Annotated in this window: 23 protein-coding genes, 2 tRNA genes and 1 pseudogene; 16 read left to right on the top strand and 10 right to left on the bottom strand. The window is 67.2% G+C overall.

Translation table 11 applies throughout. The annotated features are described in order from the left end of the window. Positions 1-10 precede the first annotated feature (10 nt). The 5 genes and pseudogenes from trxB to ACVKXF_RS05140 form a co-directional block, all read left to right on the top strand. On the top strand, positions 11-997 hold the full coding sequence (gene trxB / locus ACVKXF_RS05160) for a thioredoxin-disulfide reductase (protein WP_123311306.1): 987 nt from the start codon (positions 11-13) through the stop codon (positions 995-997). Positions 998-1,073: 76 nt separating this feature from the next. Beyond that, the gene (gene trxA / locus ACVKXF_RS05155; protein ID WP_017887828.1) at positions 1,074-1,400 is read left to right on the top strand and encodes a thioredoxin; all 327 of its coding nucleotides are present in this window, start codon (positions 1,074-1,076) and stop codon (positions 1,398-1,400) included. 161 nt (positions 1,401-1,561) lie between these two features. Continuing rightward, positions 1,562-2,866: an aminotransferase-like domain-containing protein gene (locus ACVKXF_RS05150; protein WP_123311304.1), complete on the top strand. Its 1,305-nt coding sequence runs from the start codon at positions 1,562-1,564 to the stop codon at positions 2,864-2,866. A 60-nt stretch (positions 2,867-2,926) separates the two neighbouring features. Beyond that, positions 2,927-3,889 carry a D-alanine--D-alanine ligase family protein gene (locus tag ACVKXF_RS05145; protein WP_456795060.1) on the top strand — a complete coding sequence of 321 codons (963 nt, stop codon included), beginning with the start codon at positions 2,927-2,929 and terminating at the stop codon, positions 3,887-3,889. A 381-nt stretch (positions 3,890-4,270) separates the two neighbouring features. Continuing rightward, a pseudogene (locus ACVKXF_RS05140) lies at positions 4,271-4,380 on the top strand (ATP-dependent Clp protease proteolytic subunit); the annotation flags it as partial. Between the two features lie 208 nt (positions 4,381-4,588). Here ACVKXF_RS05140 and ACVKXF_RS05135 read toward each other — a convergent pair. From ACVKXF_RS05135 to rpmH, 9 genes are all read right to left on the bottom strand, one after another. Further along, positions 4,589-4,897 carry a helix-turn-helix domain-containing protein gene (locus tag ACVKXF_RS05135; RefSeq protein WP_456795338.1) on the bottom strand — a complete coding sequence of 103 codons (309 nt, stop codon included), beginning with the start codon at positions 4,895-4,897 and terminating at the stop codon, positions 4,589-4,591. A 179-nt stretch (positions 4,898-5,076) separates the two neighbouring features. Beyond that, positions 5,077-6,042, bottom strand: coding sequence for a ParB/RepB/Spo0J family partition protein (locus ACVKXF_RS05130; protein ID WP_396289716.1), 966 nt, complete (start codon positions 6,040-6,042; stop codon positions 5,077-5,079). Further along, positions 6,042-6,935: a ParA family protein gene (locus ACVKXF_RS05125; protein ID WP_456795059.1), complete on the bottom strand. Its 894-nt coding sequence runs from the start codon at positions 6,933-6,935 to the stop codon at positions 6,042-6,044. The genes ACVKXF_RS05130 and ACVKXF_RS05125 overlap by 1 nt, the downstream gene beginning before the upstream one ends. Positions 6,936-7,016: 81 nt before the next feature. Beyond that, positions 7,017-7,676 (bottom strand): 16S rRNA (guanine(527)-N(7))-methyltransferase RsmG, encoded by a 660-nt coding sequence (gene rsmG / locus ACVKXF_RS05120; protein ID WP_456795058.1) that lies wholly within the window; start codon positions 7,674-7,676, stop codon positions 7,017-7,019. Continuing rightward, positions 7,673-8,167, bottom strand: coding sequence for a Jag family protein (locus ACVKXF_RS05115; RefSeq protein WP_123311292.1), 495 nt, complete (start codon positions 8,165-8,167; stop codon positions 7,673-7,675). Before ACVKXF_RS05115 ends, rsmG begins: the two co-directional genes overlap by 4 nt. Then, entirely contained in the window at positions 8,168-9,136 is a 969-nt protein-coding gene (gene yidC / locus ACVKXF_RS05110) for a membrane protein insertase YidC (protein ID WP_123292941.1), read from the bottom strand. An 8-nt stretch (positions 9,137-9,144) separates the two neighbouring features. Then, positions 9,145-9,525 carry a membrane protein insertion efficiency factor YidD gene (gene yidD / locus ACVKXF_RS05105; protein ID WP_111083680.1) on the bottom strand — a complete coding sequence of 127 codons (381 nt, stop codon included), beginning with the start codon at positions 9,523-9,525 and terminating at the stop codon, positions 9,145-9,147. Next, positions 9,522-9,872 (bottom strand): ribonuclease P protein component, encoded by a 351-nt coding sequence (gene rnpA / locus ACVKXF_RS05100; RefSeq protein ID WP_222658970.1) that lies wholly within the window; start codon positions 9,870-9,872, stop codon positions 9,522-9,524. Before rnpA ends, yidD begins: the two co-directional genes overlap by 4 nt. Before the next feature lie 47 nt (positions 9,873-9,919). After that, positions 9,920-10,057 (bottom strand): 50S ribosomal protein L34, encoded by a 138-nt coding sequence (gene rpmH / locus ACVKXF_RS05095; RefSeq protein WP_022889115.1) that lies wholly within the window; start codon positions 10,055-10,057, stop codon positions 9,920-9,922. Positions 10,058-10,574: 517 nt separating this feature from the next. Here rpmH and dnaA point away from each other — a divergent pair. From dnaA to ACVKXF_RS05045, 10 genes are all read left to right on the top strand, one after another. Beyond that, positions 10,575-12,029, top strand: coding sequence for a chromosomal replication initiator protein DnaA (dnaA, locus tag ACVKXF_RS05090; RefSeq protein WP_123311288.1), 1,455 nt, complete (start codon positions 10,575-10,577; stop codon positions 12,027-12,029). 407 nt (positions 12,030-12,436) lie between these two features. Then, positions 12,437-13,582: a DNA polymerase III subunit beta gene (gene dnaN / locus ACVKXF_RS05085; RefSeq protein WP_111083683.1), complete on the top strand. Its 1,146-nt coding sequence runs from the start codon at positions 12,437-12,439 to the stop codon at positions 13,580-13,582. 70 nt (positions 13,583-13,652) lie between these two features. Beyond that, the gene (gene gnd / locus ACVKXF_RS05080; RefSeq protein WP_111083684.1) at positions 13,653-14,540 is read left to right on the top strand and encodes a phosphogluconate dehydrogenase (NAD(+)-dependent, decarboxylating); all 888 of its coding nucleotides are present in this window, start codon (positions 13,653-13,655) and stop codon (positions 14,538-14,540) included. Positions 14,541-14,571: 31 nt separating this feature from the next. Further along, on the top strand, positions 14,572-15,849 hold the full coding sequence (recF, locus tag ACVKXF_RS05075) for a DNA replication/repair protein RecF (RefSeq protein ID WP_456795057.1): 1,278 nt from the start codon (positions 14,572-14,574) through the stop codon (positions 15,847-15,849). After that, a complete protein-coding gene (locus ACVKXF_RS05070; protein WP_123311284.1) occupies positions 15,849-16,349 on the top strand; it encodes a DUF721 domain-containing protein in 501 nt (166 codons plus the stop codon). The genes recF and ACVKXF_RS05070 overlap by 1 nt, the downstream gene beginning before the upstream one ends. Positions 16,350-16,482: 133 nt before the next feature. Continuing rightward, positions 16,483-18,486, top strand: a complete 2,004-nt coding sequence (gene gyrB, locus ACVKXF_RS05065; RefSeq protein ID WP_222658973.1) for a DNA topoisomerase (ATP-hydrolyzing) subunit B — start codon at positions 16,483-16,485, stop codon at positions 18,484-18,486. A 133-nt stretch (positions 18,487-18,619) separates the two neighbouring features. Further along, positions 18,620-21,277, top strand: coding sequence for a DNA gyrase subunit A (gyrA, locus tag ACVKXF_RS05060; protein ID WP_123311280.1), 2,658 nt, complete (start codon positions 18,620-18,622; stop codon positions 21,275-21,277). Next, on the top strand, positions 21,270-21,677 hold the full coding sequence (locus ACVKXF_RS05055) for a DUF3566 domain-containing protein (RefSeq protein ID WP_027466922.1): 408 nt from the start codon (positions 21,270-21,272) through the stop codon (positions 21,675-21,677). Before gyrA ends, ACVKXF_RS05055 begins: the two co-directional genes overlap by 8 nt. A 75-nt stretch (positions 21,678-21,752) precedes the next feature. Next, positions 21,753-21,829, top strand: a tRNA-Ile gene (locus ACVKXF_RS05050). Positions 21,830-21,884: 55 nt separating this feature from the next. Further along, a tRNA-Ala gene (locus ACVKXF_RS05045) sits at positions 21,885-21,957 on the top strand. A gap of 364 nt (positions 21,958-22,321) precedes the next feature. Here the strand turns inward: ACVKXF_RS05045 and ACVKXF_RS05040 are convergent. Continuing rightward, positions 22,322-22,897, bottom strand: coding sequence for a hypothetical protein (locus ACVKXF_RS05040; protein ID WP_456795056.1), 576 nt, complete (start codon positions 22,895-22,897; stop codon positions 22,322-22,324). Between the two features lie 116 nt (positions 22,898-23,013). On the opposite strand from ACVKXF_RS05040, the gene ACVKXF_RS05035 reads away from it, so the two are divergent. Continuing rightward, the gene (locus ACVKXF_RS05035) at positions 23,014-23,553 is read left to right on the top strand and encodes a peptidylprolyl isomerase (RefSeq protein ID WP_027466924.1); all 540 of its coding nucleotides are present in this window, start codon (positions 23,014-23,016) and stop codon (positions 23,551-23,553) included. Positions 23,554-23,560: the final 7 nt, after the last annotated feature.

Genomic DNA, 23,560 nt, shown 5'->3' with positions numbered 1-23,560 from the left:
GCAGTCAGGCATGCGCCAGCTCATCATCATCGGTTCCGGTCCGGCCGGGTTCACCGCCGGCATCTACGCCGCGCGCGCAGAGCTCAAGCCGCTCATCGTCGCCTCCAGCGTCGAGACGGGCGGGGAACTCACCAAGACGACCGAGGTCGAGAACTTCCCGGGCTTCCCCGAGGGGATCCAGGGACCAGACCTCATGATCAAGATGCAGGAGCAGGCCGAGAAGTTCGGTGCTGAGGTCCTGTACGACGACGCCGTCTCCGTCGACCTCACCGGCGACGTGAAGAAGGTCACCGTCGGCTCCGGCGAGACGTACGAGGCCCTCGCGGTCATCTACGCAACCGGCTCGGCGTACCGCCACCTCGGCATCGCCGACGAAGAGCGCCTGTCCGGCCACGGTGTCTCGTGGTGCGCGACCTGCGACGGCTTCTTCTTCCGTCAGAAGAACATCGCCGTCGTCGGCGGTGGCGACTCCGCGATGGAAGAGGCCACGTTCCTCACCCGCTTCGCCGACAAGGTCACCGTGATCCACCGCAAGGACACCCTGCGCGCGTCGAAGATCATGCAGGACCGTGCCCACAACGACCCGAAGATCGAGTTCGCGTGGAACAAGGAGGTCATCGGCATCCAGGGTGACTCCGCAGTGACCGGCGTGACCCTCAAGGACACCGTGGACGGCACCGAGAGCGAACTCGCCCTCGACGGCCTGTTCATCGCGATCGGCAACGACCCCCGCGTGCACCTCGTGCACGGCCAGCTCGAGCTCGCTCCCGAGGGCACCATCGCCGTCGAGGGCCGCACGTCCAAGGCCGTCGGCGTCCCCGGGGTGTTCGTCGCCGGCGACGTCCTCGACCACACCTACCGCCAGGCCATCACGGCTGCCGGCTCCGGTGCGGTCGCCGCCCTCGACGCGGAGAAGTACCTCGCCGACCTCGAGGACACGCTGACCGATGCTGCCGTGGGCGAGACCCCGGTCGAGCCGGTCACCATCTCCGCCTGACCCGGACAGCCCCCGGAATGCCGGGGGCGCGCCCGTGGTTCGACACCCAGTACCGACTTCTCACGAAAGGACACCCATGTCCAACGCAAAGGCTGTCACCGACGCCACCTTCTCGGACGAGGTCCTCAAGTCCGACAAGACGATCCTCGTCGACTTCTGGGCCGAGTGGTGCGGCCCGTGTCGCGCCGTCTCGCCGATCCTCGACCAGATCGCCGAAGAGCACGCCGGCAAGATCGAGATCGTGAAGCTCAACGTGGACGACAACCCCCAGTCGGCCATGAACTACCAGATCACGTCGATCCCGGCGATGAAGGTCTTCAAGGGCGGCGAGGTCGTCAAGACCGTCATCGGCGCCAAGCCGAAGCCCGCGCTCGAGGCCGACCTCGCCGAGTTCCTCGCGTAGGTCGCACCAGCACCACCGAACGCCCCGTCCTCGTCCTGCTCAGCAGACGCGGGCGGGGCGTTCGCATGCCACCCGTTGCGGATCGGCCCCCGCCGCGGAGCCCGGGTTTCCGGGGTCGATGTCGTAGTGTGGCGGGAATGTCTCACTGATCGGAGCACGGTATGACGAACGGCAACAGCCTCGACCCCTGGTACGACTCCTATGCCCAGCGCACCGCCGGGCTGAGCGCCTCCGAGGTCCGAGCCCTGTTCGCCGTCGCCTCGCGCCCCGAGGTGGTCTCGCTGGCCGGCGGCATGCCGTTCGTCTCCGCACTGCCCAGAGAGCTCGTCACGGGCTCCCTGGACCGTGTCATGAACGAGCACGCCGCCATGGCGTTGCAGTACGGCGGCGGTCAGGGTCTCCGGTCGCTCCGCGAGCACATCGTGGACGTCATGAGCCTCGAGGGCATCCGTGCCAGCGCCGAGGACGTCGTCGTGACGACGGGCTCGCAGCACGCGCTGGACCTCGTCACGCGGCTGTTCATCGATCCGGGCGACGTCGTGCTCGCCGAGTCCCCGTCCTACGTCGGCGCGATCGGTGTGTTCCGGTCGTACCAGGCGGAGACCGTCCACGTGACGACCGACGAACTCGGGCTGGTGCCCGAGGCGCTGCGCGAGGCGATCGCGAACCTGCGCACGCAGGGAAAGCGGATCAAGTTCCTCTACACGATCCCGAACTTCCACAACCCGGCCGGCGTCACCATGAGTCGGGAGCGCCGTATCGAGGTGCTCGACATCTGCCGGTCGAACAACATCCTCGTGCTCGAGGACAACCCGTACGGGCTCCTCTGGTTCGACGAGCCGGCACCCCAGGCCATCCGCTCCATCGACGAAGAAGGGGTCGTGTACCTGGGGTCCTTCTCGAAGACCCTCGCACCCGGTTTCCGCGTCGGCTGGGCGCTCGCGCCGCATGCCATCCGCGAGAAGCTCGTGCTCGCCAACGAGTCGGCCGTCCTCGCCCCGAACTCCTTCGGCCAGTACGTCGTGAACGCCTACCTGGACGCCGCGGACTGGAAGGGTCAGGTCGACACCTTCCGGGGCATCTACGCCGAGCGTCGTGACGCCATGCTGTCCGCCCTGGGGGAGTTCCTGCCGGACCTCTCCTGGACGAAGCCGAACGGTGGCTTCTTCGTCTGGCTCACGCTCCCGGAGTCGCTCGACTCGAAGGGCATGCTGCCGCGCGCGGTGAAGGAGCTCGTCGCCTACACGCCGGGGACGGCCTTCTACGCAGACGGTCGCGGTGGGGGACACATCCGGCTGTCCTTCTGCTACCCCACTCCCGAGCAGATCCGCGTCGGCGTGAAGCGGCTCGCCAACGTCGTGAACGACGAGCTCGAGCTGATCGAGACCTTCGGCCCGAGCACGCGGCCGAACGGCGTCGTGCGTGAGACGTCCTCGGTCAGCGCGCCGCCGCCGAACATCTCCTGATCAGCGCTTTTCTGCGGTGCGAAGTCCACCAGCACCGTCGTTCCACACCGGAGGACCCCCATGGCTGAGCTCACCCGTCGTCACGTCGTCGTCGTCGCGGGAGGGATCTCGCACGAACGTGACGTCTCCCTGCGCTCCGGTCGACGGGTCGCCGACTCGCTGACCGGGTACGGCTGGCAGGTCGACCTCCGCGACGCGGACGCGCTGCTCCTGCCGGCTCTCGCCGAAACCCGCCCGGACGTCGTGTGGCCGGCTCTGCACGGCGCCTCCGGTGAAGACGGGGCCCTGCGGGGCATCCTGGAGGCGGTGGACATCCCGTTCGTCGGCTCACGTTCCACGTCGGCACGGTTGGCATGGGACAAGCCCACGGCCTCCGCGTTGGTCGCGCGGGCAGGTGTGCGAACCCCTCGCTCCGTCACGCTGTCCCACGACGTGTTCCGCGAACTCGGTGCCGTCGGAGTGCTCGAGGCCATCGCGGGGGAGCACCCGGTGCCACTGGCCGTGAAGCCAGCACGCGGTGGAAGCGCGCAGGGCGTCACCCTCGTCGACGACGTCAACGACCTGCCGCGAGCCATGGTGACGGCGTACACGTACTGCGACGACGTCGTGGTCGAGCAGCTCATCCGAGGCACCGAAGTCGCGGTCGGCATCATCGACACCGGCGACGGGCCCGTGGCCCTCTCCGCCGTGGAGATCGTGCCGCGGAACGGGATCTACGGGTTCGAGGCGCGGTACAACGCGGGGGAGACGACGTTCTACACCCCGGCCCGGCTGTCGGACGAGTTCGCGTCAGCTGCAGCGGACGCCGCAGTGGCAGCCCACGGGGCGCTCGGCCTCCGCCACCTGTCGCGTGTGGACCTCATCATCGACGGCGCGGGCACGCCCTGGTTCCTCGAGGCCAACGTGCTCCCGGGTCTGACCGAGACATCACTGCTCCCGCAGGCACTCTCGGCGTCCGGTTTCGACCTCGGTTGGACCTACGCAGAGCTCGCCGAACAGGCGATCCGTGACCACCACGCCTGAACCGCGGGGGCGAACGTTCCACGTGGAACATCGGAGCGGCCGCCAGCGCAATGTTCCACGTGGAACACCGCTGTCCGGCGCCTCGCTGCTGACAGCTGATCCACTCTGAGCAGCATCGGGTGCGTCTGGTCAACTGCCGGCGCTCGGTGGACGCATGACCGATTCACCACCCCCGCAGCCTTCACGACCGAGTACCGGCGTGCCCTCTTCGACCAGCGCGTGCTCGCACTCGACGGCCACCGTGCTCGGACTCGTCGCAGCGGACACCGGGCAGACGGTCGACCGCATATTCGAGGACTCGCCAAACGACCACTGGTACTCCGCAACCCGGACTCGGACGTGCACCTCTCCGTCAACTGCAACGGGGGCGACCCGAGTGCCATGCTCGCCGTCTCCGACACCATGCGGTTCATCCCCCCGTTGCGACCACCTGTGTTGGGCAGGCAATCGGTGTCGGAGCCGTCCTGCTCGCCGCGGGCATCGAAGGAAAGCGGTCGGCCTTGCCGTACGCTCGGGCCGTGCTCCACCAGCCCGCAGCCAAGGGACAGGGGCCATACCCGAGCCCATCCTGCCGGCCGACGAGGTCGTCCGGATCCGCGCCGAGATCGAGGACGTGCTCACTGTGCGCTGCGGCCGGAGTTTCGACCGACCGCAAGCCGACACTGATCACGATCGCCGACGGCGCTCCCCGACGACGCCTCAGGCTGCGAGGAGGAAGCTGCTCCGCTGCTGTTCGCTGCCAGAACCTGCGGAACGTGCTCGCTCGCGGAGCTGTTCCGCTGCGGCGACCGCTAGGTCGGGCAAGGACCTCTCCAGCGCGCCGGCTACTGCTGCCAGCATCTCGCTCGAGGGCTCCTTCCGCCCGCGTTCCATCTCGGACAAATACTGCGGTGACACCCCTGCGCGACGAGCGACGTCGTGCAGGGTGTCCCCGCGGCTGCGCCGACGAGCGCGGAGTTCCTGACCGACGACATCACGCCATAGCGGCTCAGGATTGCAGGATCTCATGATCCGAGATTGAGAGCGTTCCACGTGAAACGTACGGCCTTCCAGTTGGCTGCTCGTGAACTCGAACCAGCTGAACGGCTGCGCGCCCCGTATCGGGCTGAACGCTCCCTCCCTGCTCCGGACACCCGAACCGGGGCTGCGAGGCCCGCTATGGGCCGCACAGCGCCCGCGGAGGTGCATCAGGACGAGACGTCGCCGATGCCCAGCTCGGTGAGGATGCGGTTGAGGTCGTCACCGTTCGCAAAGTCGATCGTCACGGAACTCTTCCGTGCTCCGACGGCGATCTTGACCCGCGTGTTCAGGCGATCGCCGATCCGCTCAGCGAGGTCGTTGAAGTGCGCTTGGTTCTTCGTGGGCTGCGGTGCCGGCTTCGGCGGGGTCTTCGTCGCGAGCTGCTGTGCGATGGCCTCAGCAGCACGGACGGACAGGTCCTCATTGACGATCTTCTCGGCGAGGTACTCCATTGCCTCAGCGTCCGGAGCAGCCAGGATCGCGCGAGCGTGCCCGGCGGACAGGACGCCCGCGGCGACCCGGCGCTGCACGGGGGAGGGGAGCCGGAGCAGACGGATGGTGTTGGTGATCTGCGGGCGCGATCGCCCGATGCGCTGACCGAGCTGCTCCTGCGTGATACCGAAGTCCGCCAAGAGCTGCTGGTACGCCGAAGCCTCTTCGAGGGGGTTGAGCTGCGCACGGTGGAGGTTCTCCAGGAGGGCGTCACGGAGCATCGCGTCGTCCGGCGTCTCCTTGACGATCGCCGGGATGACGCTGAGTCCGAGTTCCTTGGTCGCACGGAGGCGCCGTTCGCCCATGATGAGCTCGTACTGCGGCTCCGTCCCCGCAGCCCCGGGGATCGGGCGGACCACGATGGGCTGCAGCACGCCGATCTCGCGAATGGAGTGGACGAGCTCCTGCAGCTCTTCCTCGCGGAACTCCTTGCGGGGCTGCTGTGCGTTCGGGATCACGTCCAGCGGGTTGAGGTTCGCGAGTCGCGCACCCGGGACGGCCACGAGCTCGTCGGCCGTCGGCGCCGATGCCGGGGAACCACCGGTGGGGAAGAACACGTCGACCGGACGATCCTGCTGGTCCGTCGCCGTCGGGATGAGCGCGCCGATGCCACGGCCCAGTCCGGTTCGCTTGGGTGCCATCAGTCATGCGCTCCTCGTGCTGCGATCTCGGCGGCCGCCTCCAGGTAGGAGAGCGACCCTGTGGAGTTCACGTCGTACGCCACGACGCTCTGTCCGTAACTCGGCGCTTCACTCACCCGCACTGATCGGGGGATCATCGCCTTGAGGACCTGGTCACCGAAGTGCTCGCGCACGTCGTTGGCGACCTGGTTCGCCAGGTTGGTCCGTCCGTCGTACATCGTCAGCAGGATGGTCGAGACCCGGAGATTGGGGTTGAGGTGCCGCTCGATGAGCTCGATGTTCCGCAACAACTGGCTGAGGCCCTCGAGCGCGTAGTACTCGCACTGGATCGGGATCAGCACTTCCTGCGCCGCGACGAACGCGTTGATCGTCAGGAGGCCGAGCGACGGCGGGCAGTCGATGAAGACGTAGTGGTAGGGCTCATCCAGGGACTGGAGGTACAGGTCGAGCGCAGTGCGCAGGCGCTGTTCCCGCGCTACCAGCGACACGAGCTCGATCTCCGCGCCGGCCAGGTGGATCGTCGCCGGAACACACCAGAGTGTGTCGGACTCGGGGGACCGCTGCACCGTGTCGGCCATCGCAGCCTCGTCGACGATGACGTCGTAGATGCTGGCGACCTCAGCCTGGTGGTCGACACCGAGCGCCGTCGACGCGTTGCCCTGGGGATCCAGGTCGATCACGAGGACGCGAGCCCCGCCATGGGCGAGGCCTGCAGCCAGGTTCACGGTCGTCGTGGTCTTCCCGACGCCGCCCTTCTGGTTCGAGACGGTGATGATGCGCGTCTTCGACGGCAGTGGGAACTGCTGCGTCGCGATGGCCCGACGCCGGCGGTTCAGGTCGGCGATTTCGCGAGCAAGCGGAGTCGACGCGTCGTAATCGGTCGATGAGCTCAACGAATGCCTCTTCCCCGGTTCGATGTTTCACGTGAAACGTGGAGCCGCTGATGGTCGAACCTATCGGTCCGGGCCGCAGCGTCAGTCAACTGTAGCCCGGAAGACACGTGTGGTCTCGTCGACCACACCGTCCCCGAGCTCGAGGACCTCGACGTCCGAGAGGTGCGTGCGGAGGATGACCTTCCGAGCCTTCTCGATCTCGTCGTCGACCCGCGCACCCTTCATCAGGATCAGCTGGCCGCCGGACCGAACGAGCGGAACCGTGAGCGGGATCAGCTTCGACAGTGCACTGACAGCGCGGGCCGTGACCTGGTCGACCACGATGTCGTCAGAGACGTCCTCAGCCCGCGCACGGACGACGGTCACGTTCGACAGGCCGAGTCGGCCCGCCTCGGACGTGAGCCAGTCCACGCGACGCTCCATCGGCTCGATGAGCGTGAACCGCACGTCAGGACGGGCGATCGCGAGCACGAGACCGGGCAACCCTGCACCGGAACCGACGTCGGCAACCCGACCACGGGCCTCCAGGAGGGGCGCCAGCAACGCAGAATTGAGGATGTGTCGCGTCCAGAGCCGCGGCAACTCGAGCGGGCCGATCAGGCCCAACTCCTCGCCCCGTCGAGCCAACTCGTTCGTGAACGACCGCGCCGTCTCGATCTGGTCGCCGAAGAGCTCTGACGCAGCCGCGGGCTCGGCTTCGAGCACCGGAGCGGCGTCCGTGGACACCGCGTCGTCCGTCATCGGGTGACGACCGTGTGGCGGTCCCGACCCTCGCCCTCGGACTCCGAGTGGAAGCCCTTCTCGGCGACCAGGTCGTGGACCAGCTTGCGCTCGTACGACGACATCGGGGGCAGGGCGGCCGACGACGAACCCGCCTCGATGCGCTCGACCGCAGTGTCGACGAGACGCTGGAGTTCATCGGCACGGGCGTCACGCGAACCGCCCACGTCGAGGATCAACCGGCTGAACTCACCGGTCTCCGCCTGCACGGCGATCCGCGTCAGTTCCTGCAGCGCGGTCACGGTGTCCGGCTTCGACAGCACACGGAGCGCCTCACCGTCATCGGTGACCGACAGGTAGACGCGGCCGGCGCGCTCCTCGATCTCGATGTCGCCATCGAGGTCGCAGATGTCGAGGAGTTCCTCGATGTAGTCCGCAGCGATGTCGGCTTCGTCGCGGCCGTCTTCGGCCTCGGTGGTGTCGACGGCTGCGGCGGTGTCCTGCTCGGTCACTTACTTCTTCCCGTTCTTCTTCGAGCGCTGCTTGCCGACCGGCTGCGAACGCTGGGTGGTGACGCGCACGGCCTCGATCTCGGCGGCACCCGCACCGGCACCGGCCTCGGCGAGGACCGGGTTCGCGATCCCACGACGCTGGGCCTTCTTCGCCAGACGTGCCTCACGCGCCAGCGCCGCCTCGGAGCCGGGCGTCGGCATGCTGCGGATGACGAAGTACTGCTGCGCCATCGTCCAGACGTTCGACGCGAGCCAGTAGAACATGACGCCGAGGGGGAAGCTCAGACCCGAGATAACGAAGACCAGCGGGAGGATGTACAGCATCATCTTCTGCTGGCGGTACATCGGCGACGCCTTGGTCTCCGGCGACATGTTCTTGGCGACGAGCTGCAGCTGCGTGATGAACTGCGACGCCGTCATGACCACGATCATGAAGCCGGCGATCGCACGGACTTCCCACCCGGAGGCGTTGGTGAACGTCTCGTGCAGGGGAGCGCCGAACAGGGCCGCGTTGCCGAACGACGCCGCGAGGTCGTTCGTCAGCAGGCCGATGCCCGTCTTGTTGATCTGTGCTTCGTGCAGCACCGAGTACAGCGAGAAGAAGATCGGCATCTGCAGCAGCAGCGGCAGGCAGGAGCTCAGCGGGTTGGTACCGGTCTCCTTGTAGAGCGCCATGGTCTCGCGGCTCATGGCCTCACGCGAGAACTGGTCCTTCTTGCCCTTGTACTTGTCCTGGATCTTCTTCAGCTGCGGCGCGACCTCGAGCATGCGACGCTGCGACTTGATCTGGCGCACGAAGATCGGGATCAACGCGGCGCGGACCACGAAGGTCAGGAAGATGATGGAGAGGACCCAGGTGATACCCGCGCCCGGGTCCATGCCGATGCTCTCGAAGATCCAGTGGAAGCCGACGAGGATGGCGGAGACCACCCATTTGAGCGGCCAGAGGATCGTACCGATGATGTCCATGGGGACGGCTACGCCTTTCGAGTGCGCTGGGGGAGCAGGACCGGCCGGGCCGTTCCGACCGCGGGGTGCGGCTGCTGCGGGATCGGCGCGAGGACGAACCCGAACCGGTTGACGACGAACGGGCGACGACGTTCCGTGACGTCGTCGATGCCGCCTGCAGCCCAGGGGTTGCAGCGAGCGATACGCCAGGCGCCCATCGCGGATCCGCGGACGACGCCGTACTGCTGGATCGCTTCGAGGGCGTACCGGGAGCACGACGGGTGGTACCGGCAGACGTTGCCGTACAGCGGGGAGATCACGGCACGGTAGGCCCGGAGCACGACGACGCACGCGTTGCGTGGGAGCAACGCGGCGACCCAGGCCAGCCGGGTCCACTGGATGCGGTTCATGCTGCCTTCTCCACCCCGCGCGCGTAGGAGCGCACGACGTCTTCGAGCAGGGTAGGCCATCCGGCCTGCGATGCGGCTGGCAGTGCTCGGACCACCACGTCGTACCCCACGGGGGAGTCGGCGAGGATGCCGTGCGCAATCGCCTTGAGCCGCCGCCTGATCAGGTTCCGGGTCACCGCGTTGCCCACCGTCTTCGCGACGATGAACCCGAACCGTGACGGTCCGGTGGGGTCCGCCGAACGACGGACCACGGACACGACGACGTGCGCCGTGGCGCTCTTGCGACCACGACGCACGACGTTCCGGTAGTCGTCCCCGCGGACGATGCGGTTGGCGCTGGCCAACACTGCGATGCCGGGGTCAGACCGAGGACCGGATCAGGCGATGAGCCTGATCAGGCCGAGAGCTCGGTGCGGCCCTTGGCGCGACGCGCCGACAGGATGGCGCGGCCGGCACGCGTCCGCATGCGGAGGCGGAAGCCGTGCTTCTTGGCGCGGCGACGGTTGTTCGGCTGGAAGGTGCGCTTGCTCATGATCTCTCCACACGGCTGCTCGCGGCGAGCCGTCACGTATGTATGTGTCATCGCTCGGTGTCGAACGACGCAGATGGGCGCGACCAATCGGCCGCAGTCAACTGGTTAACGGTACGTGACAGCAGCGGGCAGGTCAAACGCCGATCGGGGCCGGCCTCGATGCCGGGGCGTCGTGGACACCGCCGCGGTCCATTCTCCACATTGGGGACAACTTCCGTTCGGTGCCACCCGGCCCGGTCCTTTACAGTGGGGTCATCGATCGGCCCCGCGCCCCGGTACGACAGGGAAGTACTCCTGTCTGACGGATCCGGGCGGTCGTGGACAACACTGTGGACAACCCTGTGGGAACACGCGCGGTACGAGGCGTCGACGAAGCCCCCGAGCCACCGACGAACCGCCGGCGAACGACACGGTCCGCTGAGCGCCACCACCCGCGGTGCCCCGGCACGTCCGACCCAGCAGGACGCACCCCGGTCCGGCACCGAACGCACGACACACACCTGGAGACGAGCGCGACATGACGATGCCGGCCGACCCCGTCGAGGACCTCTGGTCATCCGTACTCGGAATCCTCGCCGAGGACCCCCGCATCACGCCGCAGCTCCACGGGTTCCTCAACCTGGTCGAACCGAAGGGCGTCCTCGCCGGCACCCTGTACCTCGAGGTCCCCAACGACCTGACCCGCGGCATGCTCGAGCAGCGGATCCGCATCCCGATCACCGAGGCCGTCGCACGCATCGGGGACGACACGGTCGCGAACTTCGCCATCACCGTGAACCCGGACATGGCGTCCGAGCCGCGCGTCGACCCGAACGTGCCGGAGTACGCCGAACCCGTGCAGGAAGCGGTGGAGCAGAGCGCCGCACCCCGCCAGTACATCGAGGCACCCTTCGTCCCGAGCCAGATCGACTCCCCGGGCACGAGCGGACGGCCCGAGTCGCGGCTCAACCCGAAGTACAACTTCGACAACTTCGTCATCGGCTCGTCGAACCGCTTCGCGCACGCCGCAGCGGTCGCGGTCGCCGAGGCACCGGCGAAGGCCTACAACCCCCTCTTCATCTACGGCGACTCCGGGCTGGGCAAGACCCACCTGCTCCACGCCATCGGGCACTACGCCGAGAGCCTCTACCCGGGGATCCGTGTCCGGTACGTGTCGAGCGAGGAGTTCACCAACGACTTCATCAACTCGATCGCGAACAACCGCTCGAACCAGTTCCAGCAGCGCTACCGCGACATCGACATCCTGCTCATCGACGACATCCAGTTCCTGCAGGGGAAGGACTCCACGCAGGAGGCCTTCTTCCACACGTTCAACACGCTGCACGACCACAACAAGCAGGTCGTCATCACGTCCGACGTGGCACCGAAGCACCTGACCGGGTTCGAGGACCGCATGCGCTCCCGCTTCGAGTGGGGCCTGATCACCGACGTGCAGGCGCCCGAGCTCGAGACGCGCATCGCGATCCTGCGCAAGAAGGCGCAGTCCGACCACCTGCAGGTGCCCGACGACATCCTCGAGTTCATGGCGTCGAAGGTGTCAAGCAACATCCGCGAGCTCGAGGGGACGCTCATCCGCGTCACGGCGTTCGCGAGCCTGAACCGGACGGCCGTCGACATGGCCCTGGTGCAGACCGTCCTCAAGGACCTGATCACCCTCGACGAGGACAACGTCGTCGCGCCGACGGACATCATCAACCACACCGCGGAGTACTTCAAGCTCTCCGTCGACGACCTGTACGGCTCGTCCCGATCCCAGGCGATCGCCACCGCTCGGCAGATCGCGATGTACCTGTGCCGCGAGCTCACGAGCCTGTCCCTGCCGAAGATCGGGCAGCTGTTCGGCAACCGCGACCACACCACGGTCATGTACGCGAACAAGAAGATCACGGAACTCATGAAGGAGCGCCGGTCGATCTACAACCAGGTCACCGAGCTCACGAGCCGCATCAAGCAGGACCGCCGCTACCGCTGAGATCGGCCCGTCTCCGGGCGTATCCACCATCTGAGACGGTTCCATGGGCCGGAGTTCTCACAGTGTGGATAGCCTGTGGATAACTGTGGAGGACACGCCGCCCGGTTGTTCACAGCGAGGGGGCCTCCTGTGGAAACTGGGGATGGAAGTGGATAGATGAGATTCATTCATCCCGACGCCGCCCACAGACCGCCCACAAGTCACAACCGTGTAGTTCCCTACGGCCGAGCGGCATGCACAGGGTTATCCACAGTGTGCACAGGCGTTAACACCATTACTCCTGGTTAACGATCCATCTCCGCGGGACAACCTTGTGGACGGCGGGATGACAAGAAATCCGGCCCACGTCCGCCTGTGCCAGAATGGGGCGGCCGGACAGTCCAAGCCGATCGACAGGGGTTCCAGCTGTGAAGTTCGAGGTCAACCGGGACGTCTTCTCCGAAGCCGTCTCCTTCGCGGTGAAACTCCTCCCACAGCGCACGACCCTCCCGATCCTGTCGGGCGTCCTGATCCACGCCGACGGTGATCGTCTGACGCTCTCGTCGTTCGACTACGAGGTCTCGGCGCAGACGTCGATCTCCGCACAGATCGACGACCCGGGCACGGTCCTGGTCAGCGGTCGCCTGCTGAACGACATCGCGAGCCGACTGCCGAACGCCCCGGTCACCTTCACGACCGAGGACTCGAAGATCTCGGTCTCCTGCGGATCGGCACACTTCACGCTGCTGTCCATGCCGGTCGAGGAGTACCCGACGCTGCCCGAGATCGGTCCGCAGACCGGTGTCATCCCCGGCGATGCCTTCTCCGAGGCCGTGTCGCAGGTCGCCGTCGCCGCGAGCCGCGACGACGTCACCCCCGTCATCACCGGTGTCCAGCTCGAGGTCGGCGACAACGACCTGTCGCTCATCGCCACCGACCGCTACCGCGTGGCCGTCCGCACCATCGCGTGGGACTCCGGCCGCGTCGGATCGGACCCGCTGCACGCCCTCGTCCCCGCCCGCACCCTGCAGGAGGTCGGTCGCACCTTCGGGTCGGCGTCCACCGTCTCGGTGTCGATCAGCGGCAACTCGGACCGCGAGCTCATCGCGTTCCACGCCGACGACAAGACCGTCACGTCCCTGCTCATCAAGGGCAACTACCCGCCGGTCCGCCGGCTCTTCCCCGAGAACGTCAACGACCACGCGGTCATCAACACCGCCGAGCTGGTCGAAGCCGTCCGACGGGTCTCACTCGTCCTGGAGCGCGAAGCAGCGCTCCGGTTCTCCTTCACGGTCGACGGGCTCACGCTCGAGGCGATCGGATCCGAACAAGCGCAGGCGTCAGAGTCGATCAGTGCGTTGCTGACCGGAGAGGAAACGGTGGTCTCGCTGAAGCCCGCCTTCCTCCTGGACGGACTGAACGCGGTGCACTCCGAGTTCGTCCGCATCTCCTTCACCAAGACGGAGAACCCCAACAAGCCGGGCCCGGTGCTGATCACCGGCCAGACTTCGCAAGAGGCTGCCGCGACCGATGGATACCGGTACCTGCTGCAGCCCAACCTGCTGCTGCGATAGGCGCAACAGGAACACTGCGCTGACCCACCACCTTCGGCCTCAGCGCGACGACGAAACAGAAGAGGAAATCATGCACATCGGTCTTGTCGGCCTTGGTCGCATGGGCAACAACATGCGTGCCCGTCTCCGCAACGCAGGGATCGAGGTCACCGGTTACGACGCCAACCCCGCCGTCTCCGACGTCGCGAGCCTCGCAGACCTGGCGGGCGCACTGCCCGAGGGTCAGCGACTCGTCTGGGTGATGGTGCCGCACGGCAAGATCACCGACGACGTCATCACCGAACTCGCCGGCGTCCTGAACGAGGGCGACCTCGTCATCGACGGCGGCAACTCGAAGTGGCTCGACGACACCACGCACGCCGAGCAGCTCGGTGCGCGCGGCATCCGGTACATGGACGTCGGTGTCTCCGGCGGCGTGTGGGGCAAGGACAACGGCTACGGCCTCATGGTCGGCGGTGACGTCAAGGACGTCGAGTTCGCGATGCCGGTCTTCGACGCACTGCGCCCCGAGGGCCCGCGCGAAGAGGGCTTCTCGCACGCCGGCCCGATCGGCGCCGGTCACTACGCCAAGATGGTCCACAACGGCATCGAGTACGCGATCATGCAGGCGTACGGCGAGGGCTACGAGCTCCTCGAGGCCAAGGACCTGATCACGGACGTCCCCGCGGTGTTCGCCGGGTGGCAGCGCGGAACGGTCGTCCGTTCCTGGCTGCTCGACCTCATGGTCCTCGCGCTCAACGAAGACCCGAAGCTCGACGAGCTCGAGGGCTACGTCGAGGACTCGGGCGAGGGTCGCTGGACGCTGGAAGAGGGCATCGAGCTCGCCGTTCCGATGCCGGCACTGTCGGCGTCGATCTTCGCGCGCTTCGTCTCGCGTCAGGGCAGCGCGTCCCCGACGATGAAGGCCGTCGCGGCGCTCCGCAACCAGTTCGGCGGTCACGCCGTCAAGAAGTCCTAGGACCACCCGGGGAAACCCGGACTCGGCCCGCGTGCACGTCGACCATCTCCAACTCACCGACTTCCGGAACTACCGGGAGGCGGACGTCGACCTCGCACGCGGGCCGAACCTGTTCGTCGGGCGGAACGGGCAGGGCAAGACCAACCTGGTCGAGGCGATCGGGTACCTGTCCACGCTCGGGTCCCACCGCGTCCCGACCGATGCCGCACTCGTGCGGCAGGGCTGTGACGCCGCGATCGTCCGGGCACGCCTCGCGCACGAGGACCGCAGCATCCTCGCCGAGGTGCAGATCAACCGCACGGGTGCGAACCGTGCGCAGGTGAACCGGTCGGCGATCAAGCCCCGTGAACTCCCGCGCTACTGCACCTCCGTGCTCTTCGCGCCCGAGGACCTGGCACTCGTCCGCGGCGAACCGGCCGGCCGACGGCGCATGCTCGACGAGCTGCTCGGCCAGATCGCGCCGCGGATGCAGGGCGTGCTGGCCGACTACGACCGGACGCTCCGTCAGCGGAACACCCTGCTCAAGTCGGCCCGGGCGACGGGCGCGAAGGCGAATGCCCTGTCGACACTGGACGTCTGGGACGACCGACTCGTCGGACTCGGTGCCGAGATCGTCGCCGCGCGCGACCACCTGACCCGTCGGCTCGCACCGTTCGTCGCCGAGGCGTACGCGACGGTCGCCGGTGAGCACCACGACGCCTCCATCGCCGGGGTGCTCTCCATCCGCGGCGGTGACCCGGAGGCCGCGGCGGCGACGGACCCCGTGCTCGGGACACCGGACGAGCCGGTCACGGTCGCGGCGGCGGCCGAGGCGTTCGCAGCGGCACTCGAGCGACGCCGCCGGGACGAACTCGACCGCGGACTCACCCTCGTCGGCCCGCACCGCGACGACGTGTTGTTCCAGCTGAACGGGTTACCTGCCCGTGGATACGCTAGTCATGGTGAATCCTGGTCGTTCGCGCTCGCGATCCAGCTGGCGAGTGCGTCGATCCTGCGGGCGGAGTCGAACCTCGGTGACCCGATCATCATCCTCGACGACGTGTTCGCCGAACTCGACGAGTCCCGACGCGAACGGCTGGGCAACGCGGTGGCGGACTACGAGCAGGTCCTCATCACGGCGGCGGTGTTCGGCGACGTTCCCGCGCAGCTGGCGGCGCACACGGTGCGGATCGAGGCGGGCACGATCGTGACCGACGAGGCGGACGCGAGCCGCGCCTCCAGTCCGGAGACTGACGCGACCGACACGACTGACGCGACCGACGCGACGGAAGCGACCGACGCGACGACGCCGCCGGAAGCCGACTCCTGATGCCCCGCCCCTGGAAGCCGACGGAACCGTCCCGCGTCTACCGCCACCTCCGCGCCGTCTTCGGCGACCCGTCGAAGCGCGGGGTCGACGCCCGCCGCCGTCGCTCCCGCGAGTTCGACGCCGACACCGTCCCCTACGGCCGTGGCCGTGAACCCCGGGGACTCGGCGACGTCGTCGGATCCCTGGCCAACGAACTCGGGTGGACCGAACCCCTGGCCCGCTCGGAGCTCTTCGTCGACTGGCCCAGCGTCGTCGGCGAGGAACTCGCGAAGCACTCCACCCCGGTGACCATCGACGACGGCGCGCTGGTCATCCGGTGCGACTCGACGGCCTGGGCGACGCAGCTCCGGCTCATGCGTGCGAGCGTCACGACGACGATCGCCGAGCGGCACCCGGAAGCCGGGGTGGAGTCGATCCGGGTTTCGGGGCCGGACGTCCCCACCTGGAAACGCGGCCCCAGGACGGTCCAGGGGCGCGGTCCTCGCGACACCTACGGTTGAGCCGACGAAATCATCCTGCGGTGCCAAAAAAGCCCGTCTGTGGGCCGGATGAGCCCTCGAAAGAGGGGCCTCTGCGGTAGACTGGGAGGTGCAGTGCGCGGGCGTTCCGCGCGCAGGCAGGAGCACGCTCGACATGGCATCAGAATCTGAAGACGACCCGCAGAACCCGCTCGACGCGGAGACCCCGCAGAGCGAACCGTCCTACGGAGCAGACCAGATTCAGGTGCTCGAGGGGCTCGAGGCGGTCCGCAAGCGTCCCGGTATGTACATCGGTTCGACGGGGCCCCGCGGTCTGCACCACCTGGTCCAGGAGATCGTCGACAACTCCGTCGACGAGGCCCTCGCCGGGTACTGCGACACCATCGACGTCACCATCCGTGAAGACGGCGGCGTCCGCGTGGTCGACAACGGCCGTGGCATCCCGGTCGGCATCCACGCGGCCGAGGGTGTCTCGACCGTCCAGGTCGTCCTGACCGTCCTGCACGCCGGCGGCAAGTTCGGCGGCGGTGCGTACGCCGTCTCCGGTGGTCTGCACGGCGTCGGTTCGTCCGTCGTGAACGCGCTGAGCTCCGAGCTCGACGTCGAGGTCCGTCAGCAGGGCCACGTGTGGCGCCAGAGCTACACCGACGGCGTCCCGGTCGCACCGCTGACCAAGGACGAGCCGTCGGACGAGCACGGCACCACGATCACCTTCTGGCCGAACGCCGAGATCTTCGAGACCGTCGTCTTCGACTACGAGACCCTGCGCACGCGCTTCCAGCAGATGGCCTTCCTCAACAAGGGCCTGCGGATCAACCTGCGCGACGAGCGCACCCCGGAAGAAGGGGAAGAGGCGCGCAACGACTCCTTCATGTACGAGCGCGGTCTCGCCGACTACGTCGAGTACATCAACGCGCAGAAGAAGGCCGACCTCGTCCACCCCGACGTCATCGGCTTCGAATCCGAGGACACCGAGCGCAAGATCGCGCTCGAGGTCGCGATGCAGTGGAACACCTCGTACCAGGAGAGCGTCCACACCTTCGCGAACACGATCAACACGCACGAGGGCGGCACGCACGAAGAAGGCTTCCGTGCTGCGCTCACGACGCTCGTCAACCGCTACGCGCGCGAGACGAAGATCATCAAGGAGAAGGACGACAACCTCACGGGTGACGACATCCGTGAAGGACTGACGGCCGTCATCTCCGTGAAGCTCGGCGAGCCGCAGTTCGAGGGCCAGACGAAGACGAAGCTCGGCAACACCGAGGCGAAGTCGTTCGTCCAGCGCGTCGTCGGCACCGAACTCACGCACTGGTTCGAGAGCAACCCGACGCAGGCCCGCGACGTCGTCCGCAAGGCGATCCAGGCCTCCCAGGCACGGCTCGCGGCCCGCAAGGCCCGCGAGACCACGCGTCGCAAGGGCCTGCTCGAGTCGGGCGGCATGCCCGGCAAGCTGAAGGACTGCCAGTCGAAGGACCCGACCCTGTCGGAGATCTTCATGGTCGAGGGTGACTCCGCCGGCGGTTCCGCCGTGCAGGGCCGCAACCCGATGACCCAGGCGATCCTGCCCCTGCGCGGCAAGATCCTGAACGTCGAGAAGGCGCGGCTCGACCGTGCGCTCGCGAACCAGGAGATCCAGTCGATGATCACGGCGTTCGGCGCCGGCATCGGTGAGGACTTCGACCCGGACAAGGCCCGGTACCACAAGATCGTGCTGATGGCCGATGCCGACGTCGACGGCCAGCACATCACCACGCTGCTGCTCACGCTGCTGTTCCGCTACATGCGTCCGCTCATCGAGCGCGGCTACGTGTACCTCGCGCAGCCGCCGCTGTACCGCCTGAAGTGGTCGAACGCGGCGCACGAGTACGTGTTCAGCGACCGGGAGCGCGACGCCCTGATGCAGTCGGGCATCGCCGCCGGCAAGCGGATCCCGAAGGACAACGGCATCCAGCGCTACAAGGGCCTCGGCGAGATGGACTACAAGGAACTCTGGGACACCACGATGAACCCGGACACCCGCACGCTCCTGCAGGTCACGCTCGAGGACGCCGCCGCGGTGGACAGCACGTTCTCGACGCTGATGGGTGAAGACGTCGACGCACGTCGCCAGTTCATCCAGCAGAACGCCAAGGACGTCCGGTTCTTGGACATCTGAACAGTCTCGACATCTCGACCCGGCCTGGAGGCGCGGTGCCAGCCGCGTGCTCTGGTCCGGACCACCTGTGGTCGCGTCCACCGCGACGAACGTCACCACGGCCTCCCGGCCGTCAGAAAGGTAACGCAAGCCAATGGCTGACGACAACGAGAACGCCCCCGACGAGCAGCCCGAGATCGTCCACGGCGACAGCGGGGACATCGTCGTCTCCGGTGACCGCATCTCACAGGTCGACCTGCAGCTCGAGATGCAGCGTTCCTACCTCGACTACGCCATGTCCGTCATCGTCGGACGTGCACTGCCCGAGGTCCGCGACGGTCTGAAGCCGGTGCACCGCCGCGTGATCTACGCGATGTTCGACGGCGGATACCGCCCGGACCGTGCGTTCTCGAAGTGCTCCCGCGTCGTCGGTGACGTCATGGGCCAGTTCCACCCGCACGGCGACTCGGCGATCTACGACGCGCTCGTCCGCCTGGTGCAGCCGTGGTCGCTGCGGTACCCGCTCGCGCTCGGCCAGGGCAACTTCGGCTCACCGGGCAACGACGGCGCCGCTGCTCCGCGGTACACCGAGACCAAGATGGCACCGCTCGCCATGGAGATGGTCCGGGACATCGACGAGGACACCGTCGACTTCCAGGACAACTACGACGGTCGGACACAGGAGCCCGCGATCCTGCCGGCTCGGTTCCCGAACCTGCTGGTCAACGGCTCGGTCGGCATCGCGGTCGGCATGGCGACGAACATCCCGCCGCACAACCTGCGCGAGGTCGCCGAGGGCGCGAAGTGGGCGCTCGACAACCCCGAGGCCACGCGTGAGGAACTCCTCGCCGCGCTCATGCAGCGGATCAAGGGGCCGGACTTCCCGACCGGTGCGCAGGTGCTCGGCACCAAGGGCATCCAGGACGCCTACCGCACGGGCCGCGGTTCGATCACGATGCGCGCCGTCGTCAACGTCGAGGAGATCCAGGGCCGCACCTGCCTCGTCGTCACCGAGCTTCCGTACCAGGTCAACCCGGACAACCTCGCGATCAAGATCGCCGACCTCGTCAAGGACGGCAAGCTCGCCGGCGTCGCGGACATCCGCGACGAGACCTCGGGTCGTACCGGTCAGCGCCTCGTCATCGTGCTCAAGCGCGACGCCGTGGCCAAGGTCGTGCTGAACAACCTGTACAAGCACACGCAGCTGCAGGAGAACTTCGGCGCGAACATGCTCGCGATCGTCGACGGGGTGCCCCGCACCCTGCCGCTCGACGGGTTCATCTCGGCGTGGGTCGCGCACCAGGTCGACGTCATCGTCCGCCGCACCCAGTTCCGCCTCCGCGAAGCCGAGAAGCGCGCGCACATCCTGCGTGGCTACCTCGCAGCACTCGACGCCCTCGACGAGGTCATCGCACTCATCCGCCGGTCGCCCGACGTCGAAGAGGCCCGCACCGGCCTGATGGACCTGCTGTCCGTCGACGAGATCCAGGCGCGCGCGATCCTCGAACTCCAGCTCCGTCGCCTGGCCGCCCTCGAGCGCCAGAAGATCCACGACGAGGCCGAAGAACTCGAGCGCAAGATCGCCGACTTCCAGGACATCCTGGCGTCGGAGACCCGGCAGCGCACGATCATCCGCGACGAGCTCGAGGAGATCGTCGACCGCTTCGGCGACGACCGCCGCACCGAGATCATGCTCGGCTACGACGGCGACATGTCGATGGAAGACCTCATCCCCGAAGAGGAGATGGTCGTCACCATCACCCGCGGCGGGTACGTCAAGCGCACGCGCAGCGACCAGTACCGCTCGCAGCACCGCGGTGGCCGTGGTGTGCGGGGCGCCCAGCTCCGCGCCGACGACATCGTCGAGCACTTCTTCGTCACGACGACGCACCACTGGTTGCTGTTCCTGACCGACCAGGGCCGGGTCTACCGCGCCAAGGCGTACGAGCTGCAGGAAGCGGGCCGCGACGCCAAGGGCCAGCACGTCGCGAACCTGCTCGCCATGCAGCCGGACGAGCAGATCCAGCAGGTGCTCGACATCCGTGACTACGAGGTCGCCCAGTACCTCGTGCTCGCGACCGAGCACGGCCTGGTGAAGAAGACCGCGCTCACCGAGTACGACACGAACCGCACCGGCGGCATCATCGCGATCAACCTGCGCGACGGCGACAAGCTCCGGCAGGCGCTGCTCGTCGACGAGCACGACGACCTGCTGCTCGTCTCACGACAGGGCATGTCGCTCCGGTTCACGGCGACGAACGACACCCTGCGGCCGATGGGTCGATCGACCTCCGGCGTGAAGGGCATGTCCTTCCGCGAGGGCGACTCGCTGCTCGCAGCACGGGTGGTCTCGGACGACGGCTTCGTCTGGGTGATGACCGAGGGCGGCTACGCCAAGCGCACCTCCGTCGACCAGTACCGCATCCAGGGTCGTGGCGGACTCGGGATCAAGGTGGCCAAGTTGGCCATGGACCGGGGCGACCTTGTGGGTGCTCTCATCGTCGGTGAGGACGACGAGGTGCTCGTCGTGCTGCAATCGGGCAAGGTGGTAAGGTCTGCCGTGGCCGAGGTGCCCGCCAAGGGCCGTGACACGATGGGTGTCGTCTTCGCGAGGTTCGCGGAGAACGACAAGATCATCGCCGTGGCCCGGAACACAGAGCGGAACCTGGACGACCAGGACGACGCCGAGATCGAGCCCGCGGGCCCGGTGGAGACGGTCAGCCCTGCCGAAGCGGCCCCGGACTCCACTGATCCCATCGACACCGCGCCCGTCGAAGACGAGGCCGGAGAGGACCAGTCAAGCAATGAGTAGTGTCGCCGAGAAGCTCCAGAAGAAGGCGAAGCGACCCGTCGGCACCCGCCAGGTGCGGTTGCGGCTGGTCTACGTCGACTTCTGGTCGATGGTGAAGCTCAGCTTCCTCATCGCCCTGGCCGGCAGCATCGTGATCGTGGTCGCCACGGCACTGGTGTGGGTCATCCTCAACCAAACGGGCGTGTTCACGCAGGTGGACGCCCTGTTGAAGGACGTCACCGGGCAGAACAGTTACTCGATCATGGACCAGTTCTCACTGGGTCAGGTGCTCGGGTTCTCCATCGTCGTGGGCATCCTCAACGTGGTCGTCGGCACCGTGCTCGGCGCTATCGTGAGTGTCCTCTACAACCTCAGTGTTCGCATCACCGGCGGCCTGCTCGTCGGCTTCACGAACAACTGACACACCCGGGCCGGGTGGGCCGACCGCTCGATTTCGTTCTGCGAGATCCGTACGGTAGGCTTTCATCCGGTCTGAGGGGCTATAGCTCAGGCGGTTAGAGCGCTTCGCTGATAACGAAGAGGTCCAAGGTTCAAGTCCTTGTAGCCCCACCAGTTCTCCGGAACACACGACAATTCCATCCCGTCGCCGAGCACCTCGGTGGCACCCGGGGCCTTAGCTCAGTTGGTAGAGCGCCTGCTTTGCAAGCAGGATGTCGGGAGTTCGATTCTCCCAGGCTCCACTCCACTCCGGGATGACCCTGCTGCGGTCGTTTTTCCCTCCGCCCGGTCGCTCCGCCGTGCTGGTCTCGTGCCTTCGGCACTGGCCGCTCCGCGATGGCCGTCTCCGTGAGACATCGTGCGTTCGTCGTGGAGACATCGTGCGTTCGTCGTGCGTGCTCGGGTCGGGCGTGTGCCGCTGCGTCGAGGTTCCGAGATCTCGGCATCTCGAGCGCGCCTCGGGCCGCCTGTGGAACCTCGGCGGGCAGCGGACGGCATGTCGTGGAACCTCGGCGCCGTCGGACGGGCGTGTCCTCGCAGCACCGGGCCCAGGAACGACGAAGGGCCCCGGCGGAGTGCCGGGGCCCTTCGTACGAACCGTGGAGGTCAGGCGGCGGGCTTCTCCGCCGTGTCAGCGTCGTCGGCGACCCAGAGGTCGTCGTCGGCACGGAGCGTCTGGTACGCGGCGTACGCAGCACCAGCAACGGCGACGACGCCGACGATGATGAGTGCGACACCGCCGAAGCCGATGCCCTTCTTCTGCTTCGACGGAACGTACTTCACAGCAGCCTTCTTGGCCTTCTTGCCCTTCTTCTGGGCGTTCTTCACGATCTTCTTGACCCGGGGGTCCTTCGCGAGGTCGGTGACGCTCAGCACGGAGCCAGCGGTCGACACCAGTCCGGGGATGACCTCGGACTGGAACTTGTGCGAAGCACTCTGTGCTGCGGACGTCGCAGCGTGTACCCCGGTCGCGACCGCGGGACGGATCCCGTTGTCGATCGCGTTCTGCACACGAGGGGCGATGTCCTTGCGGGCTGCGTCGGCTGCGTTCGACCGGGCTTCCGCCAGGATCGCGTTCGCGTGCTCGAGGACCTTGCGCTGCTCTCCGAGGAGCGAGGCGGTCTGGCCCTTGAGCTTCTTGATCTGCTTCCGACGCTTGCGCGGGATCTCGATCGTCGTCATCTGGTACCTCCATCGGATCGGCGTGACCCCATCCTGCCACCAGAGTCCCTGACAGGTCACGGAGCCTCACCTGTGGGTCCGGTCCGTACGCAGCCGGTACATGCGAGAATCGGAACATGTCTCTGCACACCGCTGTCGCAACGATCCACACCAACAAGGGCGACATCCGCGTCAACCTGTTCGGCAACCACGCTCCGAAGACCGTCAAGAACTTCGTCGACCTCGCAACGGGCCAGCAGGAGTGGACCCACCCGGGCACCGGCAAGGTCTCCACCGACAAGCTCTACGACGGCGTCATCTTCCACCGCATCATCAAGGACTTCATGATCCAGGGCGGCGACCCGCTCGGCCAGGGCATCGGTGGCCCCGGGTACCGCTTCGACGACGAGATCTCCCCCGAGCTCACGTTCCAGAACCCCTACATCTTCGCCATGGCGAACGCCGGCATCCAGGGTGGCCGCGGCACCAACGGCTCGCAGTTCTTCATCACCACGGTGGCGACGCCGTGGCTGCAGGGCAAGCACACCATCTTCGGTGAGGTCGCCGACGACGAGTCCCGTGCCGTGGTCGACGCCATCGAGGGTGTCCCGACCGACGGTCGCGACAAGCCCGTCGAGGACGTGGTCATCCAGAGCATCGACGTCGAAGGCGTCTGATCCTCAC

This window comes from Curtobacterium sp. PvP017, from assembly GCF_054060195.1.
This window is presented reverse-complemented; position numbering and strand designations above follow the sequence as displayed.